Origin of the sequence: Pseudomonas sp. UBA5706, from assembly GCF_002419965.1 — a bacterium.
Taxonomy (GTDB): domain Bacteria; phylum Pseudomonadota; class Gammaproteobacteria; order Pseudomonadales; family Pseudomonadaceae; genus Aquipseudomonas.
This window is the reverse complement of sequence record NZ_DIHC01000062.1, coordinates 109,321-121,529: the sequence shown is the minus strand read 5'-3', so window position 1 is coordinate 121,529 and position 12,209 is coordinate 109,321. Positions and strand designations below refer to the sequence as shown.

Below are 12,209 nucleotides of genomic sequence, written 5' to 3'. Positions count from 1 at the left end.
CAAGCCGGATAATACAACGTCCTAATCCAATGTTCTGACCTGCTACTTAGGATGCTTACAAGGGCAGGAAAGACGTTATCACCAATTAATACCGTTTATCGATTTCATCAACAGATGCAGCCTTTGGCGTTGCTTTCGTGACTGAATGCACGGCAAATGACCCAAAGGCGATCTAACCATGAGATGCTTATGCAGGAACTGACGAAATCACAGCAGAATGATCAGCGCCGACTCACGTCGGTCGAATTTCAGACGCTGGCCAAGGTTCCGGCCGCGGTCGAGTGGTTTGCCAACCTCGACAACCCTCGCACACGACGCGCCTACCAAAATGACCTGGAGGACTTCTGTGGTTTTGTCGGATTGGCTTCAGCGGATGAGTTTCGCGTGGTGACCCGATCACACGTTCTGGCCTGGCGCGCCCAGCTCGAGCATCGCGGTCTGGCGGGCGCCACGATCCGGCGCAAATTGGCCGCGCTGGCCAGCCTCTTTGATCACCTCCTGGAGAGCAATGCGATTGCCGGCGGCAATCCCGTGCATGGGGTCAAACGACCAAAGATTGAAAGCAACGAGGGCAAGACACCGGCACTGGGCGATCACCAGGCGAAGGCGCTGCTCGAGGCGCCGGACGAAACGACTGTCAAAGGGCTGCGAGATCGGGCGCTATTGGCTGTACTTCTCTATCACGGGCTGCGCCGTGAAGAAGCTGCGCTGCTGCAGGTGAGCGACATCCAGGAGCGCCGTGGAATCCAGCACCTGAAGGTTCACGGCAAGGGCGGCAAGGTGCGATACCTGCCGTTGCACCCGATCGCGGCCGGGCGCATTCATCATTATCTGGAAAACTCGGGGCATCATCTGGCCGAAAGGAAGGTGCCACTGTTCATGCCGCTGCGAGGTAAATTGACCGGCGCCGGTATCACGGCCAACGGCATCTATGCCGTCGTCACGGCCTACGCGAAAAAGGCCGGGATTAAGGTCGACGGCCTAGGGGTACACGGGCTACGAGCAACCGCTGCCACCAACGCCTTGGAGCATGAAGCCGATATTGCCAAGGTTCAGGCCTGGCTGGGTCACGCCAATATCAGCACCACAAAGATTTACGATCGGAGAGAGAACCGGCCGGAAGATTCACCCACCTACAAGGTGAAGTATTGATGGAAGGAATAGATAGAACTCGGCCTTTGAGGATCGAAACCAAAGGCTGAGGAAATAGTACTTGCTTGTAAGGCCACTCAATCTGAAGGGAAGTTGGTATCCGGCCTTGGTAAGCAAGTCAAGTCAGTTACCCGAAACTATATGAAGATGGCAATAGGGGGCCGAGGATTGGGTGGGAGGCGACGAGTGACATGAAAATGTATTCGGTTGAGGACGTCCAAGATAATAGCCTTGAGCGTGGTCATAGCCTATATCACGCAGCAATTCGAGATCCTGACTGGTCTCAACACCTTCAGCCAGCACCTTAAGACCAAAAGCATGCCCTAAATGCAAAAGGGCCATCAACACCTGCTCGCGCTGGGATTTGTCTTCGATTCTCAATACCTGACGGTCAACCTTCAAGCAATGGAATGGAAGCTTCAGTAGATAAGCCAGGTTGGCATGACCTTGACCAAAGTCATCCAGAGCTAGCCGTACGCCCAAGTTGCTGAGACCTGACACTGTCCTCAATAGTTGATCATCTATACGCAAAGGCACTCCTTCGGTTAATTCTAATATGAGGCGATTCCCTGCGAGACCATGCTTTAGTAACGCACCCGCCACTTTGGTTGGAAAATCAGGATCGGCGAGCTGTATAGGTGAAAGGTTCACCGAGATATTTACAGCGTCATGCCAGCGGCCAGCTTGCTCGCATGCTTTATTCAAAACCCAGTCACCTACCGCGTTAATTAGCCCGCTACGTTCTGCCATTGCGATAAATAGATCAGGCGGTACATTTCCGAGCTTGGGATGCTGCCAACGGATAAGGCTTTCGTATCCAGTAAGCTGATAAGGTTCGAGTTGATACAGCGGCTGGAAGTGCAGACAAAATTGGTCTGTTGCTAAAGCCTCTCGAATATCCTCCGGGGTTAGATGCGATTCATCGTTCTGTGAAAATATAAATCCTGTATCCTCCAGACGGTTGCGGCCACCCCGTTTAGCTCGATACAGCGCTTTGTCAGCCTGATCCAAGAGGGAGGAGCTATCGGTTAGCTCACTACTCGCACTGTGCGCTAATCCGATGCTGACAGTGATGACCGAGACGCTGTCCGTACGTCCAAGGTGGGCGATGTTTAGTTCCCGTATGGTTACCAGTACATGGTTAGCGATCCTGCGGGCCTCGTCATGGGAGGTATTTGGCAGAACGGCAATGAACTCTTCACCGCCGAATCGTGCTACGGCACAGGGTGAAACGAAGCAACTGCCCAGAGCAGTGGCAACAGCTCTCAAGCACTCATCGCCGAGGAGATGTCCATAATGATCGTTAAACCGTTTGAAATGGTCTATATCGATCAAAAGTACCGCACCCTCGGATTGCCCATCCAAATGGTTTGTCGTAAGCGCATCCAGTTGCGGTTGTATGTGCCTACGGTTAGCCAGCCCGGTCAGCGAGTCGGTCTCTGAAAGACGTTGCAAGTCACTATTGGCATCGGTAAGACTAGCTGCTCTGGTTTCCTCACGGAGCCAATATAGGTAACGTCGTCTGGCTTCGGCGTTGGACCAGTAGTTGCCAAGTAATGAAAAAAAAGATGAGGAGCCTATAGCGGTCATTATCAGCCCCGCAGCACTCAGGGAAATCGGGGCTATATGCACTCCCCAAGCTGTGATGATCAGGCAAAATATATTGTAGACTAAGGCAATATTAAAAGGGCTTTTCATGCACGTATTAACATACATAAGCATCAGAGGCCAGCAGAACATGAACAGTGACTGCTCGCCGGAAGCAGGTTGATCACCGTTAATCACTACGTTGTAAGCGACTAAAAATCCGGTATATGAGGGTAGCATGGAGACGTACTCTCTCCAACGCTCAGATAATTTCTTTAGAAGCAACACCCCCATCAGAGTGCTAGGTACACATGTTCCCACCATCTGCAAAATTGCTGATACCAGCTCCTTTGGATTTATGACAGCTGTCCATAGTGAAAAACTACTGAATGTGAACCCTCCCAAGATCAAGCACAAGATCAGGTGGTGCCGGCGGGTAGCATGGATATCGCTCTGATAACGTAGTTCCAATTGGTCTGAGAAACGTGCAGCCCTGGGTTTTTTCTCGAGTTCTCGGTCAATCTGGCTAGCGTCTAACATAGGGATTCCACGGCATGCAGCGGTGAGGTCTTATGATGTCCATAAGCCACCATTCTACCTTGCTGCACGCATCGCACGACCAGAATCTGCCCAGCGGTGATTTCCCGAGGTCATTTCTTTGGACCGGTCATGCGGACCGTTGACATACGGTTCGGCCTGCATCCTCCAATCGTCAGCTCGGTGTCGAGCCTCGCTTACCTGCCGCTACATTTGTGCGGAGCTGATCAAGCTACGATTGCGCAGCGCACGGCGGTAGCCACGAATGGTCGCATGCAGCATTTGGAGGTCGGTGGGCGGGACGCATTTCCGCAGTAGCCTCACGCGTGTAGTCAATGCCTAGGCAGACGGCATACCTCAGTCCGATTCAGCAAGGAAATGCGCGGGCTATGCTTCACTGGAGGCGTTATGACTCCTGCCGGCAACCCGCCGCACACCATCCGGAACGCGTTTTAAAAGCAAAATTGAAATGATCGTGCGCGATTCTGAGTCAAATGCGATGCACGGCGAGCTCGTCTCGAATACGGCTCTGATTGTCCTCAACGACGTTAGGAGCAATAAATCTCTCAATTACGGCCGCCCAAACGTGAAGGGCCAGCCTTTCACCAATTTGTCTCGCGGCTTGGCGTAGGTGCGAACCTTTGAGGTGCGCAGTCCCAAGCGCACCAATGATTCTGCCAGTGTGACTGCTGCCGTCACCCCATCCACTACCGGTACGCCGGTGCGCTGTCGGATCAACTCATCCAGCCCCGCCATTCCGCCGCAGCCTAGACAAATTACCTCCGCCTTATCATCGCGCACAGCCATCTCGGCCTGAGCCACAATAGCCTCAACGGCACGGGCCGGATCTCCTTCAAGCTCAAGCACAGCCAATCCACTGGCACGTACGGACGTACAGCGCTGGAACAGCCCGGCCAGACGTAAGCGGTCTTCAATCAGCGGGACGGTGCGGTCAAGGGTGGTCACCACCGAATAAACGTGGCCCATCAACATGGCCAGACTCGCGGCCGCTTCGGTGATGTCGACTACCGGGACATCGAGCAACTCTTGCAAGCCCTCGCGGCCGTGTTCACCGTAGCCCGCCTGTATGACTGCGTCGAATGGCTGGTCATAGGCCATGACGCAGTCCATCACTCCAATCGCTGCGAGGTAACTTTCGAAGTTGCCCTCTACCGACTCGGCGCCAAAGCGCGGGGTCAGACCGATGATTTCGGTGCCGGGCATGGCTACGCTGCGGGCCTGATCGGCAATGGTGTCGGTAATGGACTCGGTGGTATTGACGTTGACTACCAGAATGCGCATGCAGTGTCCTTAAGAGTTTGGGGGCTCAGTGGGTGTTCGAAACCGCGATAGACTCGCCGTCTACGTGTTCGAACGATTGATGGCGTTCGCTGATTAACAAGTAAACGGCCGCGGCGATGGTGGCGCCGAACAGCCAGGAAAACGGCGACACAGCTTCAAACATCGGCAACAACGCCAGGCTGGTAGCGATCAACGCTGCCGGTATGAAGGCAGCAATGGCTCGCGGGTTTATGCCCTTAGTGTAGTAGTAAGCCGCGTGCGGTGCTTCAGTGTAGAGCTGTGGCACGTTGATCTTGGTGCCGCGCAACAACCAGTAATCGGCCATGATGATGCCGTACAGCGGGCCGAGCAACGCGCCGAGTCCTGCCAGAAAGTAAGCGATGACCAGCGGGCTGTTGTACAGATTCCAAGGCAGGATAAGTACCGCGAGAGCGGCGCTGATTAACCCCGCACGGCGGAAAGTCAGCAGCCGAGGCGCCAGGTTGCTGAGCACGAATGCTGGGGCCACGAAGTTGGCCATGATGTTGACCGCCACAGTGACGATCAGAAACGCCAATGCGCCGAGCACCAGAAACAGCGTGCTTGGGATGGCGCGAATAATTTCTGTAGGGCTCTGGATGACGTGACCATCAATGGAGAACTGCGCGCCGCACAACACCACAGTGATGCTGGCAAAGATCAGAATGTTGACCGGCAAACCCCAGAAGTTACCATTCTTGATGCAGCGCATCGACGGAGCCGAACGGGCGAAGTCACAAAAGTTTAGAATTAGAGTGCCGTAAATGGCCAACCATAAAGCCCCACCTGCGAATATGTTTCGCCACATCTCGGCGCCTTGCAGAGGTTGGCGGATCGACCAGGCAATATGGCCGTCTACCCGGAAATACATGAACACCGCTAACGAGGCGACGGTCAGCAAAATCACCGGCCCGGCCAACGCTTCACAGCGGCGAATCATTTCCATGCCGTAAGCTAGTATAACTAGTTGCACCAGCCAGATACTGATGAAGCACAGCCAACCAAGGGTCGACAGGCCAAGAATCTGGTTCTGATCGTAGGCCGCCAAACTGGGCGCCACGGCGTTGAGCAATACGCGCAGCACCACGGATGCAAGGTAGGTTTGGATGCCAAACCAGGCAATGGCGATGGCTGCGCGGATCAATGCCGGCAGTTGCGCACCGTGAATGCCGAAACTGATACGACTGATTACCGGAAACGGCACCCCGGTTTTCTGGCCCATGTAGCCCGACAAATTCATCAATAGATAGACGAAAACCGCACCGACCAGCAGCGACATGACAATCTGCCAACCACCGAGGCCCATGGCATAAAGGCCCATGGCGAAAGAGTAATTGGCGAGGTTGTGCACGTCGTTAGTCCACAACGCAAAGATGCTGTAACCGCCCCACTTGCGACCTTCGATGCGGGTCGGCGCAAGATCACGATTGTGCAGCCGAGCGCTGAGGGCTGGGATGGGTTGTCCTGAAGTATCGATTGAACTGCATGTGGACTCGGCAGAACTGTTGAGCTGCATGGTAAAAAGCCTCCTATTATTGTATTTATTTTTGTATACAATTCCTCCGAAATTCTAAGCCAGATTCATGCCACAACCCTATGAGCGGCTTGAAATGCTTCGTATCCACGCGAAATGACATGAACTCAACTCAATGAATTTAAAAGTAAAAAAAAAAAATGATAGACATTTTTTTATCCCGTTTAATGACAATTTCCTCAATTTTTTCGCCAGTCAAAACAGGATTTATGCACACAGTTTGTCACCCCAGGTAACGATCTCTCTTTCTACTTCCACTTGCCGAACGGCGTTCCTTTTCGATGGCAGATTCATCAGGTGCAACGGTGATGACCTTCAATGACTCAAGCTCACCACGCAAAACGTACAGTTGCCGAACCATCTTGCTGGTCCATGCTTGTACTTGAACCGCTTCGCTTCATCGCACAGTAATAGGATTTTTTTCCTGAAGCATTTCTTTAGCGCCGCCAATTTTTGGACGACGCTCGAGCACGTCGCGCTTATCAAAATGACCCGAAAACTTCTGTGGTTTTATTGGCTTGGCTTCGACTGCTGAATTTTGTGTGGTGGTCCGCCCACATGTTCTGGCGTGGCGCGTCCAGCTCGAGCATCGCATCAGGCAAGCGCTAAAATCCAGCGCCAGTTGGCCGCGCTCGCCAGCCTCTGACCACTAATAAAGGGAAGACGTCGGCACTGAGCGATCACCACGCCAAGGTACTGCTCGCGGCACCGGAAACCGTACTTGAAAGGGCTGCACAATCGGCCCATTCTCGCCGTGCTGCTGTATCACGGCTTGAGAAGAGAAGAGCAGCTTAGCTGCTGGTAAGCCACATCCAAGAACGGCGCAACGTTAAACACCTATCGGTGTGCGGGAACAGTGAAGGTGCGGTATCTGCATCCGTAGCGGCCCAGCGGTTCTATGCCTACCTGGAACGCCCGGGCATCACCGAGAAGAATCCAAGGCGCCGTCATTCGCGCCTCTTCAGAACGGGCCCGCGCTGACAAGATCTTCAGGTACAAGAACGCGCTGGGCAGTCATCCAGGCATGAAGTGTGCCCATCACCGATACTGCTTTTCTGGCTTATTCGGCACCGTAAATCCGGCTCCAGATAGCGGGATATCGCGATCGTGGTAGAGGGGCCGCGGGTAAGACGGCGACAACGATAGCGCTACGGCGGTTAAAAGCCGATTATTCGCTACATTCATTAAACGCCTCCAGCTCTTCGCTTCAATATCGCCAAGGTTCGTAGTACTGGCAAAGCGCCAACAGCACACGCCGTGCGCAGCCTGCCGGTAACCACGGATTGCCCGGCAAAAACGGCGCTATCCGCAGCCTACACTCTCTGAGCGCGACGCCAGCGTTGGTGAAGTTACCGTCAAGACGGCAAATACGCCTATGGCCAAAAAAGGCTTGGCCTTGAAGCCACATTGGCTCTCGGTTCTCTACCACTTATCAGTGTTTTATCTGACTCATCTTATATAATCTTCGCAATCACTGCAGCGTCGGAGCTTTGATATGAAAATCACAGGTAACACCATCCTAATCACAGGCGCAGGGTCCGGTATTGGTCGCGCACTGGCGCAGGAATTCCACTCGCTGGGGAATAAGCTGATCATTACAGGCCGGCGCAAACACAAGCTGGACGAAGTACTCGCGGCAAACCCTGGCATGATCGCCTACGAACTGGATGTGCAGGATCGAGTTGCCGTGAGCGACTTCGCTCGGATGATTACCGCACACCATCCGACGCTCAATGTCGTGATAAACAATGCCGGCATAATGCTGCAGGAGGATCTGTCCGAGGGTGAGTCAGCGCTTGATCAACTGGACGCAATGGTGCAAACCAATTTCCTAGGGCCAGTGCGGTTGAACGCAGCCCTCATTCAGCATTTGCTGACGCAGATCGAGGCAACGATCATCAATGTGGGGTCTGGCCTGGCGCACGTGCCGTTGACGTTGGTTCCGAATTACTGTGCGACGAAGGCGGCGATCCATTCTTACACTCAATCTCTGCGTCATCAGCTGCGTAACAGTCCCATAGAAGTGGTCGAAATCATTCCGCCCGCTGTCCACACAGGCTTGCTGGGGCTTGATCAGCCTGCGCCGCACGAGATGCCGCTGCCAGTGTTCATCGCCGAGGTCATGGCACTATTCCATCAACAGCCAACGCCGCAAGAAATATGCGTGGAAAACGTTGGACCTCTGCGGCATGCGGAATCTGGCGACTATGGTGCCGTATTCGCGCAGGTAAACCAGGGTATCGTTCTCTAGACTGATGGCGCTAAGTGCAGTCAGCTCGATGCGCGAGCTTTCTTGATGCCCAGGTTGCCCCCCTAACCCGCAATCGTAAAGCAATTCCGATGCTCGGCGAGTTCTTTCGCGGGCATCGCCAGCATGCGCTTGGCCGGAGCAGGTGTAGCGCAGTTGGCCACTAGCAGGACTGAGCATTGCGCCATAATACTTACCATAGCGCACCACAGCGGGATCGTCCTACGGCACTCCGATGATCGCGGCAATAGATTCGCGCAGCACTGCGGATTGGGCATGATGCCATCAGTCATCAGCACTTCCAGATACGCGGTAGATGAGAGCATTTCGCGTGCACACATGAGCACGCGCCACCCATGTGCTGAATATACCCGTGCAATTTCCTAACTGATGCTGGCCCCCGGGGTGCAGGATAAATGACTATCAAAGTACTGTCGGGCTAGGTCCCTGCACCGATGTTATGCGACTTGCGTTAGATTGTGCCGAGTACTCTGTCTTGAGCCAGGTGGTACATTTCTACAGGCTCTCCGGGACATTGAGCTGAATGGGTAACATTACCCGCGCAGCTACTCCCATTGAGCCGTACTTGACCCCTTCGACCAATGCGCTCACTGCCTGCGCGGCAACGCTCTCAACCGGATGCGACAAGATAGCCTGCACCAGGCCGCCTTTCAGAGCCTCCCGAGTCAATGGCGTCAGGTCATGACAGATTACTACGGGCAGGCGAGCTTGCTGCACTTTGTGCTCACGCAACGCACGCACCACGCCTGCGCTCCCGCCCCCAGCGATGTACAGTCCGACTAGATCTGGCTCGCCTGCCAGCAGGTCCATGGTATTACCGTAAGCGAATTCGTCATTTTCCAGAGTAAGGCGCGAGGCAAGCAACTCCCAATCTCCCGATTGATCAGCCAGATAGCTACGAAAGCTAAACTCGCACAACTCCTGGCATTGAAAACGCTGGCTGCTGACCATCACTGCAGCCGCACCAGGTGCGGCCAAGCGCGTTATGAACCAGCCCGCAGTTCGGCCCATGAGCCGATTATCTACGCCGACATAACCTGCGCCGGCGGCGGTTGATAGCTCAGAAATCAGCGCCACTACAGAAACCCCGCCATCACGAAGCTTGGCAACAGCTTCACGCACCACGGGATGGTCGACGGCCACCACACCTAACCCGTCGACCTGCTGGCGCAACGCCATAATCCGTTGTGCGACTGTGGCCGGATCAAGGTCGTCCAAGTAACCGATCGCGACTTGAATACGCGCGCCCGCACATGTTGCAGCCGCGTTCGACAGTGCTTGAGCCAGCCCTTGATAGAACGCAACCCCGCTTTTTTGAAGCAAAAAACCAAGTCGTATAGTCGGTCGATCGTTCAATATCCGATGCTCGATGACGCTCTTTGCATGAAACCCCAATTGCGCCGCCGCGGCGGCAATGCGCTGAGCGGTATCAGCGCGGACATTGGCGCGCACGTTCAAGACCCGGTCGACGGTGGAGAGGCTAACACCCGCCTCGCGGGCGACATCTTCCATAGTGGGACGAAATTTTTGGCAAGATTTTTCTGACATGTTTTGACATCTCTTTTTCTCATCATGAAGGGTCTTGAAAGGTTATGCCAACACCCCCGTGGCGCCCCTCAACGCATCTGTCTAGGATCTTTTCACACACTAAATGCTCGCCCAAAAATAACAATCGCGGAGTCCAGCATGACCATTCACATCTCCACCGCCCCTTGCTGCTGGGGAGTCGACGACGTCAAAAATCCATTTCTGCCGCCGTGGCGACTTGTCCTGACCGAGGCCGCCGAAGCGGGCTATCGGGGAATCGAACTGGGACCATATGGTTATCTGCCGTTGGATGCTGCAGTAGTGAGTTCTGCGCTGGCGGACCACCAACTGCATATCGTTGCCGGGACGATCTTTGATGATTTGGCTACCCCCAAAAACCGGCCTGCCCTGCTTCGCCAGACCCACGACATCTGCACACTACTCAAAACACTGCCGCCCATCGAACACGAAGCAAAACAGCGGTACGCGGGCCCCTATCTGGTGATCATGGACTGGGGCCATGATGAGCGTGACTACACCGCTGGTCACTCCGATCAGGCTTCAAGACTGAGTGACACGGCGTGGAACGACATGATGGAAAATATCCGCGCCATCTGCGAAATCGCGTGGAAAGAGTACGGAATCCGGCCCGTGATTCATCCCCATGCCGGTGGCTATATCGAGTTCGCAGATGAACTGGCGCGACTCGTCGACGACATCCCGGACGAGATCGCAGGCTTGTGCCTGGACACAGGGCATCTCTATTACGCCGGTATGGATCCTGTTGCATCGTTGCGCACTTACGCCCATCGCTTGGACTACATCCATTTCAAAGACATCGACCAGAGCGTGTTTGACCAGGCCATGAATGAACGCATCAGGTTTTTCGACGCCTGCGCCAGAGGCGTCATGTGCCCGATTGGCCGAGGCATCATCGATTACCCGGCTCTCTATCGCCTGATTCACGAGCTGGGCTATGAGGGCTATATCACCGTCGAGCAAGAACGCGATCCTCGTAACGCCAATGGCAGCCTGGACGATGTCGCTGCCAGCCGAGCCTTCCTCGCCCGCACCGGTTTCTGATCCACGAAGCTGAACAATAAGGACAACAACATGATCAACGGTAGCAAACGAATTTCCCGGCCGATCCGCTGGGCCATGGTTGGCGGCGGCAGCCAGAGTCAGATCGGTTATATCCATCGCAGCGCAGCAGTGCGCGATCGGAATTTCGAATTAGTAGCTGGCGCCTTCGACATTGACCCTGGGAGAGGCCGCGCCTTCGGCGAGCAACTGGGTGTTGAACCTGATCGGTGCTATGCCGATTACCTGAGCCTGTTCGAGCAGGAGGCACTACGCGCCGATGGCATTCAGGCAGTATCAATTGCCACCCCCAATGGCACCCATTACACGATCACCAAGGCCGCCCTCGAAGCAGGGCTGCATGTGGTTTGCGAGAAGCCTCTCTGTTTTACCGTCGAGCAAGCCGAGACCCTACGCAACGTGGCCAAGGCCAATAATCGGGTGGTGGGTGTGACCTATGGTTACGCAGGCCACCAACTGATCGAGCAGGCTCGGGCGATGATTGCAGGAGGCGAGCTGGGAGAAATCCGCATGGTGCACATGCAGTTCGCTCACGGGTTTCACAGCGCGCCTGTCGAAACGCAAAGTCAGGCAACCCAATGGCGTGTGGATCCCCGCCAGGCAGGCCCGAGTTACGTACTTGGAGACGTAGGGACACACCCGCTCTACCTGTCAGAGGTGATGTTGCCTGACCTGAAAATCAAGCGCCTGATGTGCAGCCGCCAGAGCTTCGTGGCCAGTCGTGCACCATTGGAGGATAACGCCTACACCCTCATGGAGTACGAAGGCGGCGCAATGGGCATGGTCTGGTCCAGCGCGGTCAACGCAGGCTCCATGCATGGCCAGAAGATCCGCGTCATTGGCTCGCGTGCCAGCCTGGAATGGTGGGACGAGCGCCCCAACCAACTGAGTTTCGAAGTGCAAGGGCAGCCCGCCCAGATTCTTGAGAGAGGCATGGGGTATCTGCATGCCGATGCGTTGCTCGACGACCGAATCGGCGCGGGCCATCCAGAAGGACTCTTCGAAGCCTGGTCCAACCTCTACTACCGCTTCGCCTTGGCCATGGACGCCGCGAACCGAGGCGATGTCGAGGTGCTAGCCGCCATCAGCTACCCGGATATCGACGCCGGTGTCGAAGGGGTCCGCTGGGTCGAGCGCTGCGTGGAATCCGCAGATAAAGACGCCGCCTGGGTCCCCTACTGA

The 12,209-nt window shown here is 55.0% G+C and carries 8 protein-coding genes; 4 read left to right on the top strand and 4 right to left on the bottom strand.

Translation table 11 applies throughout. The features are described from left to right. Positions 1–189: 189 nt before the first annotated feature. Positions 190–1,152 (top strand): tyrosine-type recombinase/integrase, encoded by a 963-nt coding sequence (locus tag B3I26_RS28540; protein ID WP_296262756.1) that lies wholly within the window; start codon positions 190–192, stop codon positions 1,150–1,152. Positions 1,153–1,275: 123 nt separating this feature from the next. On the opposite strand, the gene B3I26_RS28535 is transcribed toward B3I26_RS28540, so the two are convergent. The 3 genes from B3I26_RS28535 to B3I26_RS28525 form a co-directional block, all read right to left on the bottom strand. Beyond that, on the bottom strand, positions 1,276–3,279 hold the full coding sequence (locus tag B3I26_RS28535; protein WP_296262755.1) for a putative bifunctional diguanylate cyclase/phosphodiesterase: 2,004 nt from the start codon (positions 3,277–3,279) through the stop codon (positions 1,276–1,278). A 567-nt stretch (positions 3,280–3,846) separates the two neighbouring features. Beyond that, on the bottom strand, positions 3,847–4,578 hold the full coding sequence (locus B3I26_RS28530; protein WP_296262754.1) for an aspartate/glutamate racemase family protein: 732 nt from the start codon (positions 4,576–4,578) through the stop codon (positions 3,847–3,849). 25 nt (positions 4,579–4,603) lie between these two features. After that, the gene (locus B3I26_RS28525; protein WP_296262753.1) at positions 4,604–6,112 is read right to left on the bottom strand and encodes an NCS1 family nucleobase:cation symporter-1; all 1,509 of its coding nucleotides are present in this window, start codon (positions 6,110–6,112) and stop codon (positions 4,604–4,606) included. Between the two features lie 1,513 nt (positions 6,113–7,625). Here B3I26_RS28525 and B3I26_RS28520 point away from each other — a divergent pair. Next, positions 7,626–8,381, top strand: coding sequence for an SDR family oxidoreductase (locus B3I26_RS28520; RefSeq protein ID WP_296262752.1), 756 nt, complete (start codon positions 7,626–7,628; stop codon positions 8,379–8,381). Between the two features lie 513 nt (positions 8,382–8,894). Here B3I26_RS28520 and B3I26_RS28515 read toward each other — a convergent pair. Further along, complete coding sequence (locus B3I26_RS28515) at positions 8,895–9,947, bottom strand: LacI family DNA-binding transcriptional regulator (protein ID WP_296262751.1); 1,053 nt, start codon at positions 9,945–9,947, stop codon at positions 8,895–8,897. 138 nt (positions 9,948–10,085) lie between these two features. Between B3I26_RS28515 and B3I26_RS28510 the strand changes: the two genes are divergently transcribed. Both B3I26_RS28510 and B3I26_RS28505 read left to right on the top strand, forming a co-directional pair. Next, the gene (locus B3I26_RS28510) at positions 10,086–11,009 is read left to right on the top strand and encodes a TIM barrel protein (RefSeq protein ID WP_296262750.1); all 924 of its coding nucleotides are present in this window, start codon (positions 10,086–10,088) and stop codon (positions 11,007–11,009) included. A 30-nt stretch (positions 11,010–11,039) separates the two neighbouring features. Beyond that, positions 11,040–12,209 carry a Gfo/Idh/MocA family protein gene (locus B3I26_RS28505; protein ID WP_296262749.1) on the top strand — a complete coding sequence of 390 codons (1,170 nt, stop codon included), beginning with the start codon at positions 11,040–11,042 and terminating at the stop codon, positions 12,207–12,209.